At 54.1% G+C, this 21,690-nt stretch carries 19 protein-coding genes; 8 read left to right on the top strand and 11 right to left on the bottom strand.

What is annotated here, in order from left to right; genetic code table 11:
- Positions 1-40: 40 nt before the first annotated feature.
- From ntrB to bchB, 6 genes are all read right to left on the bottom strand, one after another.
- Positions 41-886, bottom strand: a complete 846-nt coding sequence (gene ntrB, locus RHJ80_RS02510; protein WP_310744761.1) for a nitrate ABC transporter permease — start codon at positions 884-886, stop codon at positions 41-43.
- Positions 887-898: 12 nt separating this feature from the next.
- Positions 899-2,218: a CmpA/NrtA family ABC transporter substrate-binding protein gene (locus tag RHJ80_RS02505; protein WP_302678761.1), complete on the bottom strand. Its 1,320-nt coding sequence runs from the start codon at positions 2,216-2,218 to the stop codon at positions 899-901.
- Positions 2,219-2,240: 22 nt separating this feature from the next.
- Positions 2,241-3,803 (bottom strand): ferredoxin--nitrite reductase, encoded by a 1,563-nt coding sequence (locus RHJ80_RS02500; protein ID WP_310801399.1) that lies wholly within the window; start codon positions 3,801-3,803, stop codon positions 2,241-2,243.
- A 354-nt stretch (positions 3,804-4,157) separates the two neighbouring features.
- Positions 4,158-5,447, bottom strand: coding sequence for an adenosylhomocysteinase (gene ahcY / locus RHJ80_RS02495; RefSeq protein WP_302677248.1), 1,290 nt, complete (start codon positions 5,445-5,447; stop codon positions 4,158-4,160).
- A 51-nt stretch (positions 5,448-5,498) separates the two neighbouring features.
- Positions 5,499-5,882 (bottom strand): hypothetical protein, encoded by a 384-nt coding sequence (locus RHJ80_RS02490; protein WP_206200925.1) that lies wholly within the window; start codon positions 5,880-5,882, stop codon positions 5,499-5,501.
- A gap of 72 nt (positions 5,883-5,954) precedes the next feature.
- Positions 5,955-7,481, bottom strand: a complete 1,527-nt coding sequence (bchB, locus tag RHJ80_RS02485) for a ferredoxin:protochlorophyllide reductase (ATP-dependent) subunit B (RefSeq protein ID WP_310801688.1) — start codon at positions 7,479-7,481, stop codon at positions 5,955-5,957.
- 198 nt (positions 7,482-7,679) lie between these two features.
- Between bchB and RHJ80_RS02480 the strand changes: the two genes are divergently transcribed.
- Positions 7,680-8,828 carry a citrate synthase gene (locus RHJ80_RS02480; RefSeq protein WP_310801398.1) on the top strand — a complete coding sequence of 383 codons (1,149 nt, stop codon included), beginning with the start codon at positions 7,680-7,682 and terminating at the stop codon, positions 8,826-8,828.
- A gap of 273 nt (positions 8,829-9,101) precedes the next feature.
- Positions 9,102-10,604, top strand: coding sequence for an Asp-tRNA(Asn)/Glu-tRNA(Gln) amidotransferase subunit GatB (gatB, locus tag RHJ80_RS02475; protein ID WP_310801687.1), 1,503 nt, complete (start codon positions 9,102-9,104; stop codon positions 10,602-10,604).
- Here the strand turns inward: gatB and RHJ80_RS02470 are convergent.
- From RHJ80_RS02470 to RHJ80_RS02460, 3 genes are read right to left on the bottom strand one after another with little or no spacing between them, the layout of a single operon-like run.
- Positions 10,587-12,092 (bottom strand): NAD(P)H-hydrate dehydratase, encoded by a 1,506-nt coding sequence (locus RHJ80_RS02470; protein WP_310801397.1) that lies wholly within the window; start codon positions 12,090-12,092, stop codon positions 10,587-10,589. The genes gatB and RHJ80_RS02470 overlap by 18 nt on opposite strands.
- Positions 12,089-13,225, bottom strand: a complete 1,137-nt coding sequence (locus RHJ80_RS02465) for an anhydro-N-acetylmuramic acid kinase (RefSeq protein WP_206200922.1) — start codon at positions 13,223-13,225, stop codon at positions 12,089-12,091. The genes RHJ80_RS02470 and RHJ80_RS02465 overlap by 4 nt, the downstream gene beginning before the upstream one ends.
- A gap of 9 nt (positions 13,226-13,234) precedes the next feature.
- Positions 13,235-14,959, bottom strand: coding sequence for an ABC transporter permease subunit (locus tag RHJ80_RS02460; RefSeq protein ID WP_310801396.1), 1,725 nt, complete (start codon positions 14,957-14,959; stop codon positions 13,235-13,237).
- 127 nt (positions 14,960-15,086) lie between these two features.
- Between RHJ80_RS02460 and pyk the strand changes: the two genes are divergently transcribed.
- The 6 genes from pyk (at position 15,087) to RHJ80_RS02430 (ending at position 20,712) form a co-directional block, all read left to right on the top strand.
- Positions 15,087-16,520, top strand: coding sequence for a pyruvate kinase (gene pyk / locus RHJ80_RS02455; protein WP_310437966.1), 1,434 nt, complete (start codon positions 15,087-15,089; stop codon positions 16,518-16,520).
- Between the two features lie 82 nt (positions 16,521-16,602).
- Positions 16,603-17,310, top strand: a complete 708-nt coding sequence (locus tag RHJ80_RS02450; protein ID WP_206200919.1) for an SIMPL domain-containing protein — start codon at positions 16,603-16,605, stop codon at positions 17,308-17,310.
- Positions 17,311-17,319: 9 nt separating this feature from the next.
- On the top strand, positions 17,320-18,672 hold the full coding sequence (locus tag RHJ80_RS02445; RefSeq protein WP_310744758.1) for a DUF3370 domain-containing protein: 1,353 nt from the start codon (positions 17,320-17,322) through the stop codon (positions 18,670-18,672).
- A gap of 70 nt (positions 18,673-18,742) precedes the next feature.
- On the top strand, positions 18,743-19,915 hold the full coding sequence (gene moeB / locus RHJ80_RS02440; RefSeq protein WP_206200917.1) for a molybdopterin-synthase adenylyltransferase MoeB: 1,173 nt from the start codon (positions 18,743-18,745) through the stop codon (positions 19,913-19,915).
- Between the two features lie 162 nt (positions 19,916-20,077).
- Positions 20,078-20,545, top strand: coding sequence for a photosystem I reaction center protein subunit XI (locus tag RHJ80_RS02435; protein ID WP_206200916.1), 468 nt, complete (start codon positions 20,078-20,080; stop codon positions 20,543-20,545).
- 50 nt (positions 20,546-20,595) lie between these two features.
- Entirely contained in the window at positions 20,596-20,712 is a 117-nt protein-coding gene (locus tag RHJ80_RS02430) for a photosystem I reaction center subunit VIII (RefSeq protein ID WP_149820283.1), read from the top strand.
- Positions 20,713-20,821: 109 nt separating this feature from the next.
- Here RHJ80_RS02430 and RHJ80_RS02425 read toward each other — a convergent pair whose 3' ends face one another.
- A complete protein-coding gene (locus RHJ80_RS02425; protein ID WP_206200915.1) occupies positions 20,822-21,355 on the bottom strand; it encodes a tetratricopeptide repeat protein in 534 nt (177 codons plus the stop codon).
- Between the two features lie 98 nt (positions 21,356-21,453).
- Entirely contained in the window at positions 21,454-21,687 is a 234-nt protein-coding gene (locus RHJ80_RS02420; RefSeq protein ID WP_310801395.1) for a hypothetical protein, read from the bottom strand.
- Positions 21,688-21,690: the final 3 nt, after the last annotated feature.

The raw sequence follows: 21,690 nt of genomic DNA, 5'->3' as shown, positions 1-21,690 counted from the left end.
AGTAAGGGGAAAAGAGGGAAGGATGGGTTACGTGAGGGAGCTAGGAATGCGCCTCTTCACCGTGGCTGAGCAGGCAACCCACAAAGGCTACCGAGCGATCCAGAACCAGGCCGACAATGCCGACATAGATCACGGCAACAATAATTTCACTAATCAGAGAACTGTTCCAGGCATCCCAAATAAAGAAGCCAATGCCGACACCGCCAATGAGCATCTCCGCTGCCACAATCGCCAACCAAGACAGCCCAATGCCAATGCGCAGCCCCGTAAACACATAGGGCACCGTTGCTGGTACGAGAATATTCAGGAAATAATCCTTGCGGGAAAGCTGCAACACCCGTGCCACATTCTTGTAGTCCTTGGGAATTTGCTGCACACCAACAATTGTGTTGATGATAATCGGCCAAATTGCGGTAATGAAGATCACAAAAATCGCTGCCGGTTCATTGTCCCGCAGAGCCGCCAAGGAAATGGGCAACCACGCAAGGGGGGGCACCGGACGCAACACCTGCAAAATGGGATCCACTGCATCGTAGAGCACTCGACTAGAGCCAATCAGCATCCCCAGCCCCACCCCAATGACTGCTGCCAAGGAAAAGCCAACGGCCACCCGCCGCAGACTGGAGAGAATTTGCCACCCCAACCCCACATCCGTGCCACTCCCTTGATAAAAGGGATCAACTATCAACCCCCAAGTTTCAGTAATAACAGTGAGGGGCGTTGGCAGGCGAAGTAGCCCCGCCATGCAGACAAACTGCCAAATGACCAAGAAACACAGCGCCCCCAAACTACCCAGTACCACTTTGCGGAACATCGCTGACTTCTTGAGATGCTTTAACCAGCGCCGCCGTCGAGATTGAGTGAAACCCATAGAAGAACTTGCCATTGCTCTTTACCTCTAAACTTTTTTCAAATCCAAACCACTCAAGTAGGCCTGAGGATTTTGGGGATCAAAGGCCACACCATCAAAAAAGGTCTCCACGCCCCGAGAGGTGGTGGTGGGAATTTCCGCTGCCGGCACCCCCATCGCTTGAGCGGCTTCGCGCCACAGATCCTCACGGTTCACTTTTTGGATGAGAGCTTTAGTGTCCATATTCGGCGGCAAATACCCCCAGCGAATGTCCTCCGTCAGGAACCACAGATCATGACTTTGGTAGGGATAAGAGGCATTGTCTCGCCAGAACTTCATCGCTAGATCGGGGTTGTCAAAGGTACGGCCATTGCCAAAGTCAAACTTACCGAGGGAGCGATCCAAAATATTCTTCTCGGGTACCTTCAACCATTGCCGCTGGGCAATTATCTTGACCATTTCTGGTTTATTTTCAGGTTGGTCACACCACTGTTGTGCTTCCATCACAGCCATCAATAGAGCTTTAGTGGCCTTCGGATGCTGATCAACCCAATCCGCCCGCAAAGTCAGCGATTTCTCAGGATGATCCTGCCAAAATTCACCCGTGGTAATAGCATCAACCCCCACCTTTTGATTCACCGCTTGTTGTGGCCATGGCTCAGCCACACAGAAAGCTTCCATGGTTCCAGTTTTCACATTGGCCACCATTTGCGGAGGAGGCACAACGATCACAGAAACGTCCTTCTCAGGATCAATGCCGCCGGCAGCCAGCCAGTAGCGCATCCACAGATCATGGGTGCCCCCTGGAAATGTCACTGCCACTTTGATCTGCTCTTGCTGATTCTGGGCACGCCGTTCAGCACGGGTTTTAGCAAAGGCCTCCTTCAGGGGGCTACTGTCAGTCCTGATATTGAGATCCTTGTAAGCATTGGCCAAGACAATTCCCTGACCATTTGTGTTTAACCGCGCCAAGATATACATGGGTACAGGTTTGCCACCGGTAATGGTTCCCACGGTCATCAGGTAGGGCATCGGTGTGAGAATGTGGGCACCATCAATGCCACCCCCGGCAGAACCCAAGACCAAGTTGTCGCGGGTCACGCCCCAAGAAGCCTGCTTAATCACCTCCACATCGGGCATCCCATACTTGGCAAACAAGCCCTTTTCCTTGGCAATAATCAGGGGAGCCGCGTCCGTCAGAGCAATAAAGCCCAGTTTCGCTCCCATCACTTCTGGAGTTTCCGCTAGGGTGGTGGGTTGGGCAACATCACTAGTTTGCTGGCTATTACCACAACCGTGGGAGATCAATGTCACGGCCGTTGTAGCCGCAGCGGTCACGAGAAAGTGACGCCGGGAGAAAGTCACCATTGGTTTACAAATCCTTTAATTCCTAAACAATCGACAAGGCTAATTCAGCGTGTATCGGAACCTGCAGCGTATGTGAACTGATGGGCTGAGCACCAAAGTGATCAATCAACAGTTGGCGCAGTACCTCCGGCAGTTCATCACAGGGAATCGCTTTTTTCACACAGGTGCCCAGCTTGGCATCCTTACCGACCTTGCCACCCATGTACAAATCCACGGCATCCACGGTTTCGCCGTTACGACGGGCTTTTGTACCCATTAGGCCAATATCGGCTACTTGGGGTTGACCACAGGAGTTGGGACACCCGGTCCAGTGAATGCGCACCGGTTGAGAGAGCACCAGTTGTTGATTCAGCCAGCGGACGAGGGCAAGGGCACGATTTTTGGTTTCAATGAGGGCAAAGTTGCAAAACTGAGCACCCGTACAGGAAACGAGGGCACGTTCTAAAGGCGGTGGTTCCGGCCGAAACTTAGTGAGGAGGGGTTCGCGCAGCAGGCTTGGTAAAACAGCGCTAGGTACATGGGGAATGATCAGATTTTGCTCCACTGTCAGCCGCACTTCCGATTGGCCATAGACTTGAGCTAGCCGTGCCAACTCGTAAAAATCAGTGGCATAGAGGCGCCCTACGGGCACATGCAGTCCCACATAGTTCAACTCCCGCTGTTTTTGGCAATGCACCCCCAGATGATCTCGCTTGTCCCAGTCAATTTCATCCTTGGGAGCGGCACTGAGGAGTTCAAAGGGGAGTTTAGCGGCCACTGCTGCCCGGAATTTCTCGATACCCCATTCATCAATCAGCCACATGAGCCGCGCTTTTTGGCGATTGCCCCGTAGGCCATGGTCACGGAAAATTTCAAGGATGGCACGTGAGAGGTCCACCACAGCATCATCGGGAGGCACCCAAGCATTGAGGGGGATAGCGGCAGCGCAACGCCGAGCAGAGAAGAAACCACCGACTAAAACATTGAAGCCCAAACGCCCTTGCCGATAGGCAGGCACAAAGGCAACATCGTTAATTTCCGCATGGACAGAGTTATCCCGCCCCCCCTCGATCGCAATGTTGAATTTGCGGGGTAGATTGCTAAATTCCAAATTCCCCTGACCATTGTTGGTAATCATGGCCTGCAATTTCATAATCAAGGGGCGAGTATCAATGAGTTCGGCCGCATCAATGCCCGCCACTGGCGATCCAGTGAGGTTGCGCACATTGTCCATGCCGGATTGCACAGAGGTCAGGCCACAGGCTTGCAGCCGCTCTATGATTTCAGGAATATCCTCAATGGGCAGACCCCGAATCTGAATGTTTTGACGGGTGGTGATGTCACCATTGCCGTTCTCACCATAGCGATCCACAATTTCGCCAAGGGTTCGCAGTTGTTGACTGGTGAGAATCCCATTGGGTACCCGCAGCCGCATCATGAACCTGCCAGGGGTAACGGGGCGAAAGAAAATCCCAAGCCACTTGAGGCGAACATCGCGGTCAGCTTCAGGAATGTTTTCCCAGCCCATGGCTGCGAATTTCTCTAGCTCTTGTTTAACCGCTAAGACATCTTTCTCTTTTTTAATGGCTTCAATTTTGTTGCTCACGGTTGTTGCCCTTGGTTTCAACGGGTTACTTGAACACCCAATTTAGGCAGGTCAATCATGAACATTTGTAAATTTTGCTACATTTTCTTTGTCGCTATACAGTTTCCGTATTAAAAATATGCCAAAACTGTATCTAACCTTAACTTCAGGGCGGGAGATTAAATCTGCCCAAACAACTAAAACAGCCCAAATTGCTCTATAACAAGATGACAGCCGGTAGCGGTAGCCACTATTTTAGAAAAAGGCTGTTGATGACAATAAATTAAGCGATAAATAAAAAGCTGCACCCTGAGATTAGCCCTAGCTAGGATGCAGCACGCAACGTTCTAATGATTTTGCAGGTGGATGGGGGGTCTAAGTGCCAGAGGTCCAAGAGTTCATGTACTCCACCTGTTCGGGAGTGAGGGTGTCAATGGCAATGCCCATGGCTTGGAGTTTCAAACGGGCAATTTCTTGATCCACGGCGGTGGGAATGGGGTGAATGCCGGCTGCCAACTGACCTTTATTTTTGACGAGATATTCACAGCCAAGGGCTTGGTTGGCAAAGCTCATATCCATAACGCTCGCCGGGTGGCCTTCGGCAGCCGCAAGGTTAATCAGGCGGCCTTCACCCAAAACAATGATGGATTTACCGCTGGGGAGAATGTATTCTTCGGTGAAGTTGCGCACAACCCGGACTTCCTTGGCAAGGGTTTTTAGGGTGGCAAGGTCAATTTCAATGTCAAAGTGACCGGAGTTGGCTACCATTGCCCCATCTTTCATGACGGCAAAGTGCTCGGCGCGAATCACATGCTTATTCCCCGTCACGGTAATGAAAATATCCCCAAGGGGCGCCGCCTCAAGCATGGGCATGACCCGGAAGCCATCCATGACTGCTTCAATGGCACGCACGGGATCAATTTCCGTCACAATCACATTGGCACCCATGCCCCGTGCCCGCAGCGCTGTCCCTTTACCGCACCAGCCATAGCCAGCCACGACAACGGTTTTACCGGCAAGCAGAATGTTCGTTGCCCGAATGATGCCATCAAGGGTGGATTGACCGGTACCGTAGCGGTTGTCAAAGAAGTGTTTGGTGTCGGCATCGTTGACATTAATGGCGGGGAAGGTGAGGACGCCATCGCGGAACATGGCCTTGAGGCGGACAATGCCAGTGGTGGTTTCTTCGGTGGTGCCAATAATGTCACTGAGTTGGTGCTGGCGCTCTTTGACGAGGGTGGCAACCACATCACAGCCGTCATCAATGATGATGTTGGGACGGTGATCAAGGGCAATATTGACGTGGCGCATATAGGTGGCGGTGTCTTCCCCTTTTTGGGCAAAGACCGGGATGCCGTAGTTCACCACTAGGCTAGCGGCGACATCGTCTTGGGTGGAGAGGGGATTACTGGCAATAAGAACCGCGTCAGCACCGCCGGCTTTGAGGGCGATCGCTAGATTGGCGGTTTCTGTGGTCACATGGCAACAGGCGGCCAAGCGAATACCGGCAAGGGGCTTTTCTTTCTCAAAGCGATCGCGAATCTGCCGCAGTACCGGCATCTCCCGACTGGCCCACTCAATGCGCTGCTGCCCTAAGGGTGCAAGGCTCAAGTCTTTGACATCGTGACGAACAGGGGCTTCAGATTTAATCGGAGAAGACACCATACTGCGGTTCCTTAAAAAAGGTTACGGCTCCCCATTATACGCAAGAATCGCCTAGGGGGAATTCTTCCGCAATACCCAACTGGTCACCGTGCCGCCGGGGAAAATGAGCAAATTCACGGTGCCAATTTCCAAAAGATGCCCCTTGCGATTGCGAAACTGAAAGGTGCAGATATCCACCCCCACCATTAGTTGACAACCCATCAGTTCGCTATAGCCTTGACTGAGGAGATAGGCCACAATCGGGGTCGTTGTTGTCGGATTCACCATTGCCGGATTAACCACGGGTTGCCAACCCCGATCAAGGAGGCGTTGGCGGGCATCGGTATAGCTCATCCCTTGGCGTAAACGCGGCATCCGCTGCGCAAGGGCACTCGGCGCAAAGCCAACCCCTGCTGCCAGTAAACCAAGGGCAATGAAACGTTTCAGCAATACCATAGCAATTGCTTGTTAAATGCCAATCGCTATACGCTGCAAGGGTCAGGTTCATGCAGGTTCCAGAGGTGAAACTTAAGCCCCCACAGCTTCTTTGGCAGCGTAGAGCACTTCCACCGTGATCTCGGTAATGCCCTGTTCACGGGCAAATTTTTCGGTGTTGCGCTTCACCTTGCCGCGCACAAAGCCGGGAATCTTGTTTAATTCCGCTAGCCCATCCGCGGTCCATGTCAAATCCAAGTCGGCGGAAAGCCCCTTGTGAATCACTTCCTTGGTGTCATGGCCACCAAAAATCTCTAGCAGGTGGTCTTCCATGCCCAAGGTAAAGGAGTTGTAGATTAAATCCACCAGTTGATTCGTGCCCTCATAGCCCAAGAAGGGGCGATAGCCGACGGGAAAGTCTTGGATGTGGATGGGAGCGGCAATGACGCCACAGGGAATGTTGAGGCGTTTGCCCACATGGCGTTCCATTTGGGTGCCAAAGATGGCCGCGGGTTCAACGCGGGCGATCGCGTCCCCCACCACCGTGTGGTCATCGGTAATGAGTACTTCGTCACAAAAGCCCGCCACCTCTGCGCGGAACCAATCGGCATCGTATTTGCAGTACGTCCCCGCCCAAACAACGTGGATGCCCATTTCCCGACTGAGAATTTTGGTCATCGCTGCTGCATGGGTATTGTCCCCAAAGACCACTGCTTTTTTGCCGGTCAGGTTTTGGCAGTCAATGGAGCGAGAAAACCAAGCAGCTTGGGACACTTCGCGAGTTTGGTGCTCAATAAAGGCCTCATAGTCCACGGGGGCACCTTGAGCATTGAGCACCGCTTGAATGGCACGGATACAGCGGGCGGTTTCCACCACACCCATCGGCGTCATCCTCACGCTTGGCTGGCCAAATTCCGTTTCTAGGTACTGGGCGGTGAGGCCGCCAATTTCCCGATAGGGGACAAGGTTAAACCATGCTTGGGGCAGTCGGGCAAGGTCGTGGACGCTGGCCGCCGCAGGAATCACCAGATTCACCTCAATCCCAAGGTTGGCCATGAGTTGTTTCAGCTCGCGGCAGTCATGCTGATTGTGGAAGCCGAGGGTGGTGATGCCAATAATGTTGACGCTAGGGGTGGGGGTTTTGTTGGTCACTAAGGTGCCTTGGCGGCGGGCTTTGTCAATATAAAACTGCACGATTTGCTCAAGGGTGCGATCGGCGGCTTGCAATTCATTGACGCGATAGTGATTGACATCCGCCAAGAGGACATCGGCAGTGGTGCTGAGGCTGGCGCGTTGGACAAAGTTTTGTAAGTCTTCCTGAAGAATGCTAGAGGTGCAGGTGGGGGTGAGCACAATTAAATCAGGGTGCTCTTCAGTGTCTTTGCGGGTGATATTGTCCACCACTTTTTCTTGGGAGCCGCGTGCCAAGACATGGCGATCGACAATACTGGCGGTGACAGGCGTAAAGTCGCGCTCTCGCTCGAGCATCGATCGCATGACGTTGAAGTAGTCATCTCCAAGGGGCGCGTGCATAATGCCATGAACATTTTTGAAGGAACTGGCAATGCGCAGAGTACCAATGTGGGCCGGCCCTGCATACATCCAGTAGGCAAGTTTCATCGCGTCAACTCCTTGGGCAAAGGCATTTTGATGTCCGATCGCGATCGTAGCGAGGTTCCTTTTGTTGCCCGACAAAACGTTGGAAAACTTCAAGGAAGCGGGAATGCAGCTTAACATCTCAACATCTTTCCCCTCTCCCCTAAAATTGATAGATGTTGCAATTGCGATTCAGTTTGCCCCTTTTAAGGACACCCACGCATGGTTGCTTGCGAATTTAGCCCTGGTCTTGAAGGGATTCCCATTGCCCAGTCGGCCATTAGCTATGTGGATGGCCAAGCCGGTATTCTGGAGTATCGCGGTGTCCCAATTCAGGAACTGGCGGAAAAAAGCACATTTTTGGAAACCGCCTTTTTGTTGATTTGGGGTTACTGGCCGAGCAAGGAGGAGTTGGCGGCCTTTGAGCACGATATTACCTACCATCGCCGTGTGAAATATCGCATTCGCGACATGATGAAATGTTTCCCAGAAAGTGGCCACCCCATGGATGCCCTACAGGCCTCGGCGGGAGCCTTGGGATTGTTCTATTCGCGGCGGGCCCTCGACGATCCGGAGTACATTCGGGCAGCAGTCATCCGCCTCTTGGCCAAAATTCCAACAATGGTGGCGGCGTTTCAACTGATTCGCAAGGGGAATGATCCGGTCATGCCCTGTGATGAGCTGGACTATGCGGCCAACTTTCTCTACATGCTCAATGAGCGGCGTCCCGATCCCTTTGCGGCACGGGTATTTGATATTTGCTTGATTCTCCATGCCGAGCACACGATGAATGCCTCTACCTTCTCGGCGCGGGTGACGGCCTCGACATTGACAGATCCTTACGCCGTGGTTGCTTCAGCGGTGGGTACACTGGCAGGGCCGCTCCACGGGGGCGCCAATGAAGAGGTGATCAATATGCTCGAGGAAATCGGCAGTGTCGAGAATGTGCGTCCCTATGTGGAAAAGTGCGTTCAGAATAAGATCAAAATTGCCGGCTTTGGCCACCGCGTGTATAAGGTCAAGGATCCCCGTGCCACGATTTTGCAGAAGCTGGCAGAGCAGTTGTTTGATAAATTTGGCGGCGATCGCTACTACGACATTGCCCTGAAACTGGAAGAAGTGGTGGGTGAATACCTCAGTTACAAGGGGATTTATCCCAATGTGGACTTTTACTCGGGGCTTGTCTATCGGCGGTTGGGCATTCCCAGTGATCTGTTTACGCCGGTGTTTGCGATCGCCCGCGTGGCCGGTTGGCTAGCCCACTGGAAAGAACAACTGGAGGCCAATCGCATCTATCGCCCCACCCAAGTCTATACGGGTGCCCACAATCAGCCCTATGTGCCCATGGAGGAGCGCAATCATCGCCCCTAGCTCTTGATCCTCAATTCCCCCCCCTGAAGACAGTCCTTTTCTGAAAATGCATATAGATCTAGGGCAATCAAATACTCTCCTGTACTTGCTTTCACAGCCTTGAGCGTGTTCCATCCTTGGGAAAAGGGCTGTAAGCTGCTTTATAGTGGCGGTACCCTTGTGGAGTTTCTGATGGCAAAGGCAAAATCAAGCAAACGGCAAGCATCGAAAACCTCAAAAACATCAAAAACGGCGAAATCCACCCCACCAACCTCGACGCAGCAGGCAGCAACCATTGCGCCTGAACCCACCCCTGTGGATCCCGCCAGTCTCACCTACGAGGCGGTGATTGGCCTAGAGATTCACTGCCAACTGAGTACACAAACCAAAATTTTCTCGTCTAGCTCGACCCAGTTTGGGGCACCCCCGAATACCAACATTGACCCAGTGTGTTTGGGTTTGCCGGGGACACTCCCCGTCTTGAATGAAAAGGTGCTCGAGTATGCCGTGAAGGCGGGCTTAGCCCTCAATTGTCAGATTGCCCCCTACAGCAAATTTGATCGCAAGCAGTATTTTTATCCCGACTTGCCGAAAAACTATCAAATCTCGCAGTACGACCTGCCCATTGCCCAGCATGGCTACCTTGAGATTGAACTGGTGGATGACAACGGCACCGCCCACCGTAAAAAAATTGGCATTACTCGCCTGCACATGGAGGAAGATGCCGGCAAACTGGTTCACGCGGGGAGCGATCGCCTGTCTGGCTCCACCTACTCCCTAGTGGACTTGAATCGGGCAGGGGTGCCCCTTGTGGAAATTGTCTCTGAGCCAGATCTGCGCACGGGTCAAGAAGCTGCCGAGTATGCCCAAGAACTGCGGCGTATTCTCCGTTACTTGGGGGTTTGCGATGGCAATATGCAGGAGGGGTCGCTGCGCTGCGACGTGAATATCTCCGTGCGCCCCGTGGGCAGCAACACCTTTGGCACCAAGGTCGAGATTAAGAACATGAACTCCTTTAGTGCCATCCAACGCGCCATTGACTATGAAATTGAGCGGCAAGTCGCTGCTGTGAAAGCCGGCGAAGCCATCGTTCAAGAAACCCGCCTCTGGGATGAGGCCACGCAGCAAACACGCACCATGCGGGTCAAGGAAGGCTCCAGTGACTACCGCTACTTTCCTGAACCCGATCTCGGCCCCATTGAAGTCAGTGCGGAGCAACTGGCCACTTGGCGTGCGGATCTGCCTGAGCTGCCAGCGCAAAAGCGGCACCGCTACGAGACCGAGTGGGGCCTGCCCCCCCAAGATGCCCGTGTCCTTACCGATGAGCGAGCCGTTGCCGAATACTTTGAAGCCACTGTTGCCGCCGAGGCACCCCCGAAATTAGCGACCAACTGGATCATGGGGGATATTACTGCCTATCTCAAGGAACAAAAACTGGCGATCGAGGCACTACCTCTGAAACCTGCTGAATTGGCGGAGTTGATCCAACTCATTGAGGCGGGCACTATCAGTAGCAAAATGGCCAAGGATCTGCTGCCGGAATTACTGGCTCAAGGTGGCTCCCCGAAAGCCCTGGTCGAGAAAAAAGGCCTCAGTCAAATTTCTGATGTGGCTACCCTAGAGGCAATGATTGATGAAGTGCTAGCAGCGCACCCCAATGAACTGGAACAATACCGCGCGGGCAAAACGAAACTTCAGGGTTTCTTTGTTGGCCAAATCATGAAGAAAACAGCAGGGCGCGCTGATCCCAAGCTGACCAATCAACTCTTGGCCAAAAAGCTAAACGCCAGCAGTTAGAGCAGCGTGCAGCGTCGGTAACAGGTGGGCAATCAGTTGTTCAGGATAGACCCCTAGGGCAGTGGCCTCTCGTTCTGCCTGAAGGCCGGCTTGGGCGTGCCACCAAACCCCACCATAGGTGGCGCTGAGGGCTTCCTGCTGTGCCAAAAGGCCACCAATGAGGCCAGTGAGAACATCGCCACTACCACCTCGGGCAAGGGCAGGGGTACTGTGGGGGTTGATCCAAAGCTCACCCTTCGGAGAGGCAATGGCTGTGCGTGCGCCCTTGAGAAGAACAATGGCATTACTGCGGCTCGCGGCGGCGGTCACTTGATCAAGGCGATCGCCGGTGACAAGGTCTGGAAAGAGCCGCCGAAATTCGCCATAGTGGGGGGTCAAAATGGTCGGACTTGGCAGCGGCCATGGCGAGAGCGTCGCTAGGATATTCAGGGCATCGGCATCCAAGACAAGGGGTTGCCCGGCACCGAGAACGGTTTCCACAACGGGCACCGCCTCAGGGGTCAGCCCCGGCCCACAGGCAATGGCTGAGAACTTGCTCAAGTCTAGTGGTTCCGGCAAGCCAGCGATCGCCCCCCTCGCTGTTTCTGGACAGCCAACAACAATGGCATCGGGGACTCGTGAGAGCACAAGGGACTTCAGGGACTGGGGCACCGCCACCACTAACATTCCCACACCCGTACAGCGTGCAGCAAGGGCACTGAGGAGAATACTGCCGCCAAACTGGGCAGAGCCGCCAATGAGTAACAGTTGTCCCTGCTGATACTTGTGGGTAATGGGCGATCGCGACAGGGGCAATTCTTGCCAACAGGAAGCATCTAAGCAATATCGCCGAGGCGCAGTCGCCAACACCGCTTCAATCAGCGTTGAGGGAATATCAAAGGGAATTAACACCCCCTGCCCCACCCAAGGCTGTGCTTCCTCTACCAGTAGCCCCCGCTTCCAGAGTCCTAAACAGAGGGTGCGATCGGCCTGAATTGCCGTACCCAAAACTGCCCCGGTATCACTGTGGAGTCCTGAAGGCACATCAATACTCACCCGTGGTTGCCGCCACGTGTTGATTTGGTCAATGGCAGCGGCAAGTTCACCCGTCAGTTCCCGCTCTAGGCCAAAGCCAAAAAGACCATCCACGATCAGGTCAACCTCTTGCAAGCTGTCCACTGTCTCGACAAAGGGCAGACCGAGAAAGCGGGCATAGCGGGCATGATCCGCCGTCAGGGGTTTCAAACGTTCAAAGGGCTGCCAGACCTTCACCCCATAGCCGCGGTGCCATAGTTCCCGCGCCACCACCAGAGCATCGCCGCCATTGTGCCCCGGACCGGCCAAAACCCCAACACGGGAATACGGTGGAAACTGACGCTGGAGAAAGTCGCTGAGGCGTTGTCCCACCTTTTCCATCAGGGCAGGCACTGGAAAGCCGGCATTGAACATCGCCCCTTCGATTGCCTGCATTTCAGCCGTGGTGACAATGGCTGGAAAGGTTGTTTTCATGACTGTCCCACCCAACACTGACCCAAGGGAACCGCTTGGCGCGCACCTGTGACTTGGGGCAAATTCCCCGGCAAGCCCAACTCATGCCAGTAGGCGAGAATAGCGAAGGCGATCGCCTCTTTGGCATCCACCGGTACGCCCGCCGTCGCAGTGGTTTCCACGGGAATGTCTCCTAAATGCACCTGAAGGCGCTCCCTGAGAAAACGATTGTGGGCACCGCCGCCACAGAGGAAGAGCCGCTGCGGTTTTTGGGGCAAAAATTGGCGATAGCTCTCAACCATACTGCGAGCCGTAAATTCCGTCAGTGTGGCCAGCAGATCCGCAGGCGCCAGACCAGCAGCCTCAGTGCGGCATCGCTGCCAAAAGGGCAGACCAAAGTATTCTCGCCCTGTGGACTTTGGCGGCAGCTGCTGAAAGAAGGGGTCTTGCAGCCAGTGCTCTACTAGGGGATCGATAATTTTGCCCTGCCGCGCCCATGCCCCATCGGCATCGTAGGTGAATTCACCCCCCGATAACTCCGTTACGGCCAGATCAAGCAGCACATTGCCGGGACCTGTATCCCAACCCATGACCCCTTTGCCCTCAGGATCCTCTCGTTGAGGCGGCAAGTAGGTAACATTGCCGATGCCACCGATGTTTTGCACACAGCGGACTTCCGTGGGATGACTGAGAAGACACCAATCGATCCGAGGCACAAGGGGCGCTCCTTGGCCGCCTAGGGCAATATCTTGAGCACGAAAGTTAGCAATGGTGGTAATCCCCGTGCGCCAAGCAATCCAATCTCCCCGTCCCAGTTGTAGGCTGTAGCCGAGGCGATCGCCCGTGGGGGGGCGATGAAAGACCGTTTGGCCATGGGAGCCAATGAGATCTGCGCGGGGATATCCCTGTTGAACCGTTTGTGCTGCCAAAGCAAAGGCCTCGGCGATCGCCTCATCCAACTCCGCCAACGCTGCAAGGGTCAAGGGTTTTGCGCCACAAATGTCGAGAATCTGCTGCCGTAGGGCTGTGGGATAGGGCACCGTACAAAAATTCAGCACCTGTACCTCAAGGTCGCGATCGCCCCCCTGTAGCTCCACTAAGACCGCATCAATGCCATCCACCGAGGTACCGCTCATGAGGCCAATAACGCGCATCTTCACCGCCTACAGCAGTTGATACTTGGTTTCCGCCAAGCGGTAGAGGGGGCGCCAAACCAAGCGGTTGGTCAAAACCACCAATAGTGACATGACTGCCGTGGCGGCCATCAGTAGGGGAAAATCCCCCCGAACGCTAGCCTCAGAAATCGTGGCCCCCAAGCCAAGGGTTTGCTCCGTTTGATTCTGAAATTCCACATATTCACTGACGATGCTGGAGTTCCAAGCGCCGCCCACCGCCGTAATGATGCCCGTAATCAAATAGGGAAAAATGCCGGGCAGGATCAGGGTGCGCCACCGCTGCCACCAAGAGAGTTGATAGATCACCGCTGCTTCAAATAATTCCGTGGGAATCGCTTGGGCACCGGCAATGACATTAAAGAGGATGTACCACATCGTGCCCAGCATCATCAGCGCCACAGAGCCAATCTCCAAACCCCCACCCACATTGGCCAGCGCCAACAGCAGCACTGGAAACAGCGCCGTAGCCGGTACCGATGCCGCAATTTGGACAATGGGTTGCAACACTTGAGCAGCACGGGGATTGCGACCGATCGCCACCCCCACTGGAACTGTCCACAGTAGGGAGAGAACCAGTGCCACCGCTACCCGCACCGTGGTCAGAACCGCCCCTAGACCAATTTGCTGCCAATCTTGCCAACTGACACCAAACATTTGCCGCAAAAAGGCGATCGCTCCCCAACCTACGAAGGCGGCAAAAATCAGCAAAATGATGGGGGTTATCGGCCAGTTGCCTTGGTCATTCTGGGGGGCAACAGATTGACGTGGGTGTTTGGGGCGCAACTGCTCATCCAGTCGTTCCCAGGCGGGGGCAAAGATATTTTGGTGGAAGGCTCGCAACGTGGGCGATCGCCGCAGGAAATCAAGAACGAAGGATTTAGGCACATTCTCCGCCTCGACCATTTCCATCTTGAATTTTTCGCCCCAAGCAATGAGAGGGCGCCACACCAGAATATCAATTACAATAATGATGCCAATTAATACCGCCAGACCGTAGGCCAATGCTGCATAGTCCTGTTGGTTGGCTGCTTCCGCCAGATAGGAACCTAACCCCGGCAACGTAAAGGTTTTCTCGCCAATGGTAAAGGACTCGATCGCCATCAGGAAAAACCAGCCCCCCGCCACTGACATCACACTATTCCAGATCAGGCCAATGGCACCCGCCGGCAAATCCAGCGTCCACACCTGCTGCCACCACCCCAGCCGATAAATTTTTGCCACCTCCCGCAGCTCTCGAGGCACGCTAATCAAAGACTGATAAAAGCTAAACGTCATATTCCAAGCCATTCCCGTGTAGATGAGGATAATGGCCGCCAATTCCACGCCAATACGGCTCCCCGGAAAGAGGGCAATCAGTGCCAGCACCACCCCCGGCAAAAACGACAGCACGGGAATCGATTGCAGAATATCCAGCAGCGGCAGCAGGATTTTTTCAGCAGTGCGATTGTAGTAGGCAATATAGGAATAGAGGATGCTAAACACCAAGGAGATGACGTAGGCAATCAGCATCCGCAGCAGCGTTTGAGCGGTGTAACTGGGCAAGACCGCTGGACTCAGCTCAATGGTGATCGTGGGGTCATACTGTCCTGTAAACTGCGCCGCCGTGTTGACAATCCAAAAGATCAGGGCAATCAAGGCCAAAATAATCAGGCCATCTTGCCAAGTCCAAGCACGATTCAGCGTTTGATTATCGGGGGTAAGGGGGCGTGCCATCGCGGCCTCCAGCGGTAGTCTCCACGAGGCAAATTATAGCCACATCCCTGTAGCCACAAAAGTTAATGTCCAATGCAAGCCAGAACACCACCGGATTCCCTGACCTATGCCTAAGATTTAGGAGAGCATGAAGTTATCCCCCTCTCCTATGCTGTTTCGTCGCACCAAAATTGTGGCCACCATTGGCCCTGCCAGTCGATCGCGGGAAGTGATTCAGCAGATGCTAACCGCCGGCATGAATGTGGCACGGTTAAATTTCTCCCATGGTGACTATAAAGATCATGCCGAAACCATTACTCTGCTACGACAAGTGGCCAATGAAGCAGCAACCCCCTTAACCCTGCTGCAAGACTTGCAAGGGCCGAAGATTCGCGTTGGCCAGCTTCCTGAAGGGAGCATCGAATTAGTGGAAGGGGAGCAAGTCCACCTCGTGCCGCTCACTGAGGAAGAGACACAAGGCATTGGCATTGATTATCCCTATCTTGCCGAAGAGGCGCAGCCGGGGATGCAGGTGCTCTTGGATGATGGCCTCTTGGAATTGGTGGTCGAGGCCATTGCGGGAGATCGGGTCACCTGCCGGGTGGTGCAGGGGGGCACGCTCAAAAGTCGTAAGGGGGTAAACTTGCCGGATCTCAATCTGCGGCTGCCTTCCCTCACAGACAAAGACAAGCAGGATATTCAATTTGGCCTTGAGCAGGGGGTTGATATTATCTCCCTGAGTTTTGTGCGCCGAGCTGAGGATCTCTGGGAGTTGCGGGAGTACTTGGCGGCCCACGGTGCCAGTGATATGCCCGTGCTGGCAAAAATTGAGAAACCCCAAGCAGTGGAAAATCTCTCAGCGATTTTGGGGGTGGCCGATGCAATCATGGTTGCGCGGGGCGATCTCGGTGTGGAGATGCGGGTAGAGAAGGTGCCGCTGCTGCAAAAGCAAATTATTCGCGAGTGCAACTACCGCAGTATTCCTGTGATTACGGCAACCCAAATGCTAGAGAGCATGATTCACAATCCCCGTCCGACGCGGGCAGAGGCCAGTGATGTCGCCAACGCCATTCTTGATGGTACAGATGCGGTGATGTTGTCGGGCGAATCTGCTGTGGGGGCTTTTCCTGGGCAGGCGGTGAAGATGTTGGCGCGGATTGCAGCGGATGTGGAGCCGCATCTTGAGTTTGACAATATGCCCGCCTACCGCAATGATGAGACCCATGCCCTAGGTGAAGCCTTAACCACCATTACTCAAATCCTCGATCTGCGGGCGATCGCCTGCTTTACGGAAACGGGCTATACCGCAACCATTGCCTCTGGGGAACGGGTGAAACCCATGATTGTCGCCTTTACCGATCGCCCCCGCGTTTATCACTGGATGAATTTGCTCTGGGGTGTGAAGCCGATTCTTTTGGAAACGCTGCCTATGACGTTTGAAGGGATGATTGCCGTGGCTGAAAACCAACTCAAGGAGCGCCAGATGGTCACTGAGGGCGATAAAATTTTGATTCTGGGCGGCATTCCTGCCCAAACTCCCCAAGGAACGAATTTTATTAAAATTCATACCATTAGCGCCTAAAGGGGAACAGAATCCGAGTGGGAGGCGGTCTGGAGAGAAACAAGGTTCATGAGTTTTTTGCTGAGCTGTGGTGAATACCGCTGTGAAACATCCGTTAACGCCTTTTTATACCCTCAGTCTTGCCGCGCTTCTTGTTGGGGGATCTGTGGTGGTTGCTGAGCGACCCGCCGTGAGCCAAGAAGCCCAACGTACCCTGACGGTTACAGGTCGAGGGACAGAAGCCATTTCAGCAACTCTTGCCCAAGTCAGCCTAGGGGTCGAGGTGCAAGGTCGCACGGCTCAAGAGGTACAGCAAGAGGTGGCGCGGCGAGCCAATGCCGTTTTGGCGGTTCTGCGGGCACGGGAAGTCAGTCAACTGCAAACCACGGGGCTGAGCCTCAGTCCCAATTATCAGTACACCAACAATCAGCGGATACTGGTGGGCTATATCGGGCGCAATACGGTGAGTTTTCGCGTTGCTAGCGATCGCGTGGGGTCCCTTCTTGATGCCGCTGTCCAAGCTGGCGCAACCACGATTGACAATATTAGCTTCACCGCACCAGAGGCGACGATTGCCGCTGCCCAACGCACTGCCCTGCAGCGAGCGACCCAAGATGCCCAAAGTCAAGCCCAAGCGGTACTCAGTGCCCTCAATCTCCAACCGCGCCAAGTGGTGAGCATTCAAATTAATCAGGCGGCACCCCCGCCAAGACCCCTTGCCGTTCGCGCAGCAAACATGGCCGATAGCACCCCTGTGGTGTCCGGGGAATTACAGGTAGAGGCGAGTGTAACGCTGCAAATGAGCTACTAGGTCTCGGTAATGTCTGTTGATTTCCGTTGGTGGTTGGCGAGCGGTGCGGCCTTGGTTGTCATTTCCCCAGTGCTAGCTCAGGCGCCGGCAACAATTGAAAAACCGCAAAAAGTGCTCCCTTTGCCGGGTGCCCTTGATCGGGTGCCTGTGTTGAATAGCAATAGCCCAGAGGTGGTGCAGCGATCAGGGATTCTCCTGTCCACATTTCCGCCAGAGGGCAAAGCAACTCCTAGTGCCCACTTGAACTTTGCTTTTCGCGATCGCTTTGATATTTTTGCCCACCATATTGCGAAGCCCCTCGACCCACAGGATCTCACGACCCTCTACCTAGGGATTCTCGCCTACAACCCCAGTTCTGAACCGGTAACGGTGAATTTGATCCATGCCGCCAGTTACTTGAGTCAGCCGGATGCGCCCTTTCGTCCTCTGCCCAATCAGCAGGCCAATGATCTCGGCCAAGTTTTTGCTGGTCCGGGCGATCGCGTCATGCTGGATATTTTGCGACAACAGCGGCAATCGGGATGGCCCGCACAAATCATGATTCCCCCGCGCAGTTATGCCCTGATCGCCAATTTACCGATTCCGGTCAAGGGACTCGACCCCCCCCTCAATGGCCGTTCGCTGCTGATTCGTGCCCGCAGTAGTGGCAACCTCTACCTCGCCAGTTTAGCCCGCTTTGGCAATGAACCGCCGACCCTAGAGCAATGGCAGCAGACACTGACGGCAGGGGAATTGGTCACCCCCCGCGATCGCGCCCCCACCCCCCCCGATCAAGGGGGCAGCATTATCTATGGCCGAGTGGCGGGTGTCGCCCTTGGCTCCCGCTGGCACAATCCCCAACAACAACCAATTCCGATTCCCGCCGCGGGGACCGCCTTCTCCTATCCCATTAGTTCGTTAGTGGCAGGGCGCTTGGGCACAGGACAAGTGCAAACGGCTCCCCTCGTGGTGCGCTATCCCGATACGGCCTATGCTGCCCATGGCAACTATGGCATTGAATATGATCTGGTGCTACCGCTACAAAACACCAGCGATCGCCCCCAGACCCTGCGCCTTGCCCTCCAAACCCCCATCAAATTCGACGCCCCCGCCAGGGGCTTACGGTTCTTTGCTGAACCACCCAACCGCATCTTTTTCCGAGGCAGTGTCCGATTGCGCTTCCGCGATGATCAAGGCACCCCCCAAAGTCGGATCATTCACCTTGTCCAACGCCAAGGCCAGCAGGGGGACGATCTGGTGCGGCTCACGCTACAACCCCAAGAAATCCGCTGGGTACAGTTCACCCTGCTCTATCCGCCGGATGCCACCCCCCCGCAAGTGTTGACAATTGAAACCTTGGCAGATCCTCTGTCGCGCCCCTAAGTAAAATAAGAAAATCCCCTCACCCTTGCTGATCGGGTTAGATCAGCCGCATTTTTTATGAAGGGCTACCATGCTAAATCCAGACCTTTCTACGATTGAACTCACGAAAGACGACTATGAACGCTATTCCCGCCATCTGATTTTGCCAGAGGTGGGTGTTGAGGGTCAAAAACGCCTCAAAGCTGCCAGCGTGCTTTGCATTGGCACGGGTGGATTGGGATCGCCTTTGCTGCTCTATCTCGCCGCTGCCGGTATTGGCCGCCTTGGCATTGTAGATTTTGATGTGGTGGATAGCTCCAATTTGCAACGGCAGGTGATCCACGGCACCTCTTGGGTGGGCAAGCCGAAAATTCAATCGGCGAAGCACCGCATCCTTGAGATCAATCCCTACTGCCAAGTGGATCTCTACGAAACTCGCTTGAGCGCCGCCAATGCCCTTGAGATTATGGCGGACTACGACATTGTGGTGGATGGCACCGATAACTTCCCCACCCGCTACTTGGTGAACGATGCTTGTGTGCTCCTGAATAAGCCCAATGTCTATGGCTCCATCTTTCGCTTTGAGGGCCAAGCCACGGTCTTTAACTATGAAGGCGGCCCCAACTATCGTGATCTCTATCCGGAACCGCCGCCACCGGGCCTAGTGCCCTCCTGTGCGGAAGGGGGCGTTCTTGGGATTCTGCCGGGTATTATTGGCGTCATCCAAGCCACGGAGACGATTAAAATTATTCTTGGCAAAGGCACAACCCTCAGTGGTCGCCTCTTGCTCTTCAACGCCCTAGAGATGAAATTCCGTGAACTCAAGCTGCGCCCAAACCCCGAACGGCCAGTCATTGACAAGCTCATTGACTACGAAGAATTTTGTGGTATTCGCCAAGCCAAAGCACAGGAGGCCGCCCAAATGGCAGAAATTCCCGAAATGACCGTCCAGGAACTCAAAGCCCTCATGGACAGCGGTGCCCAAGATTACGTTCTTGTGGATGTGCGCAACCCCAACGAGTACGAAATTGCTCGGATTCCCGGCGCTGTACTCGTTCCCCTCTCGGAGATTGAAAATGGCCCCGGTGTGGAGAAAATCCGCAATCTGGTGAATGGCCATCGCCTCTTGGTGCACTGCAAGATGGGGGGTCGCTCTGCCAAAGCCTTGGGCATACTGAAACAGGCTGGCATTGAGGGGATCAATATCAAAGGGGGCATCAACGCTTGGAGTCAGGAAGTCGATCCCAGCGTACCCACCTACTAACCCCAACTTGAGGGCGGGGCTGCGTAAGGGGATGTTGCGATACATGAACTTTCTTAAAGAGATGAACGCTCTCTCTCGCGCGATCGCCCGCCCTTGCCTAGAATAACCACTTAGGTTCGTGCCTGTGCGCGGACATGACGGAATGCTAGGGAAATAAAAATCATGGCAGAAGAACTGGTTAAGCCATACAATGGTGATCCCTTTATCGGTCACCTATCTACACCCATTTCTGACTCTGGCCTAGTCAAGACCTTTATTGGCAATCTCCCCGCCTATCGTCAAGGCCTCTCGCCCATTCTGCGGGGGCTAGAAGTAGGGATGGCCCATGGTTACTTTCTCATTGGTCCTTGGGTCAAGCTCGGTCCCTTGCGGGATTCCGATGTGGCCAACTTGGGCGGTTTAATTTCTGGTATCGCCCTGATTTTGATTGCCACAGCTTGCCTAGCTGCCTATGGCCTTGTGAGTTTTCAAAAGGGTGGCAGCAGCAGCGATCCCCTGAAAACCGGTGAGGGTTGGAGTCAGTTTACGGCTGGCTTCTTTGTGGGGGCTATGGGTGGTGCCTTTGTTGCCTTCTTCCTCCTCGAAAACTTTGCTGTTGTGGATGGCATCATGACCGGCCTCTTTAACTAGGGTCTTGGTCACACTTTACTTTTGATCACCCAGAAGGAGAACCGCTGATTATGATGGGATCTTACGCTGCATCCTTTTTGCCTTGGATTTTTATTCCCGTGGTGTGCTGGCTGATGCCCACGGTAGTGATGGGGTTGCTGTTCCTCTACATCGAAGGAGACGCCTAAACCGAGGGGTAGCTTATCCAGCTAAATACACAGAGTGAATTGCGAACTGGTTGGGGAATGTCCTAGCCAGTTTTTTATTGTTAACCAGTTTTTGCTTGACGAGGGATCCTCAAGCCGCCGCGCCACTCAGCCGTTTTTTCAGGGAATTCACCCGCCGTTGGGCGATCGCATTGTTGGGGTCGTATTTCAGGGTGTGCTGATAGGCCTCAAGGGCTGGCTGGGCTAGATTCTTTTTCTCATAGGCATGGCCTAGGTTGTTGGCAGCCGTGATGTACTCAGGCTGATTTTTCAGAGCCTCCTTGTACTGGCGAATTGCGAGATCATACTGCTCCTGCATGAAATAGGCATAGCCAAGGGCATTGTAGATGGGAGCCACATAGGTTTCACCTTCACTTTCAGCCGCCTTCAGGGCTTTTTGAAACAGGGGAATCGCTTGACTGGCCAGTTTCTTTGTCAGGTAGATGCTGCCGAGTTCAAAGTATTCTTGAGTGGTCCCTGGTTCCTGCTTGAGTTTTCGTTGCAGGCGTGCCAAAGTAGATTCAATGCGGCGGGTTTTGAGGATTTGTTTGACCACAAACCAAGCTGAGACGCCGAGTAGAATAATCAACACACTTAAATAAACCGCAGGTAAGGCATTCTCCATGGTAAGTCGTATCCCCAGTAACAACCGATCATTCTAAAATTGAGGCTCTACGCATTTATTCCTTAGGTCTATGATAAACAGAGGCGACCCCTTTAACCCTAGAAATCTCGCAATTTCATCCACTGACCATGAATCCACCTGTGGTTCCCGGCAATCGTCCCCTCACCCCCCAGCAAAAGGACGGGTTGGCGTGGGTTGGGCGTTGGGGCGGTCGGGATGTGGTGCTGGCGATCGCCAACGAACTGCGCAAAGTGCAAGCAAAACAACCCAAACTGGCTGGCCTGAAATTTCGCGCCTACTCTGCGGGGCAGCTCTACTGGCTCAATGGTCAACTC

It is taken from the genome of Thermosynechococcus sp. QS41 (genome assembly GCF_031583515.1).
Lineage (GTDB): Bacteria > Cyanobacteriota > Cyanobacteriia > Thermosynechococcales > Thermosynechococcaceae > Thermosynechococcus.
This window is presented reverse-complemented; position numbering and strand designations above follow the sequence as displayed.

Excerpts from the sequence above, each read along its gene's own strand:
- ntrB (WP_310744761.1), bottom strand. The coding sequence starts at position 886 with ATGGCAAGTTCTTCTATGGGTTTCACTCAATCTCGACGGCGGCGCTGG.
- RHJ80_RS02505 (WP_302678761.1), bottom strand. The coding sequence starts at position 2,218 with ATGGTGACTTTCTCCCGGCGTCACTTTCTCGTGACCGCTGCGGCTACA.
- ahcY (WP_302677248.1), bottom strand. The coding sequence starts at position 5,447 with ATGGTGTCTTCTCCGATTAAATCTGAAGCCCCTGTTCGTCACGATGTC.
- RHJ80_RS02490 (WP_206200925.1), bottom strand. The coding sequence starts at position 5,882 with ATGGTATTGCTGAAACGTTTCATTGCCCTTGGTTTACTGGCAGCAGGG.
- bchB (WP_310801688.1), bottom strand. The coding sequence starts at position 7,481 with ATGAAACTTGCCTACTGGATGTATGCAGGGCCGGCCCACATTGGTACT.
- RHJ80_RS02480 (WP_310801398.1), top strand. The coding sequence starts at position 7,680 with ATGGTTGCTTGCGAATTTAGCCCTGGTCTTGAAGGGATTCCCATTGCC.
- RHJ80_RS02470 (WP_310801397.1), bottom strand. The coding sequence starts at position 12,092 with ATGAAAACAACCTTTCCAGCCATTGTCACCACGGCTGAAATGCAGGCA.
- RHJ80_RS02465 (WP_206200922.1), bottom strand. The coding sequence starts at position 13,225 with ATGCGCGTTATTGGCCTCATGAGCGGTACCTCGGTGGATGGCATTGAT.
- RHJ80_RS02460 (WP_310801396.1), bottom strand. The coding sequence starts at position 14,959 with ATGGCACGCCCCCTTACCCCCGATAATCAAACGCTGAATCGTGCTTGG.
- pyk (WP_310437966.1), top strand. The coding sequence starts at position 15,087 with ATGAAGTTATCCCCCTCTCCTATGCTGTTTCGTCGCACCAAAATTGTG.
- RHJ80_RS02445 (WP_310744758.1), top strand. The coding sequence starts at position 17,320 with ATGTCTGTTGATTTCCGTTGGTGGTTGGCGAGCGGTGCGGCCTTGGTT.
- moeB (WP_206200917.1), top strand. The coding sequence starts at position 18,743 with ATGCTAAATCCAGACCTTTCTACGATTGAACTCACGAAAGACGACTAT.
- RHJ80_RS02435 (WP_206200916.1), top strand. The coding sequence starts at position 20,078 with ATGGCAGAAGAACTGGTTAAGCCATACAATGGTGATCCCTTTATCGGT.
- RHJ80_RS02430 (WP_149820283.1), top strand. The coding sequence starts at position 20,596 with ATGATGGGATCTTACGCTGCATCCTTTTTGCCTTGGATTTTTATTCCC.
- RHJ80_RS02425 (WP_206200915.1), bottom strand. The coding sequence starts at position 21,355 with ATGGAGAATGCCTTACCTGCGGTTTATTTAAGTGTGTTGATTATTCTA.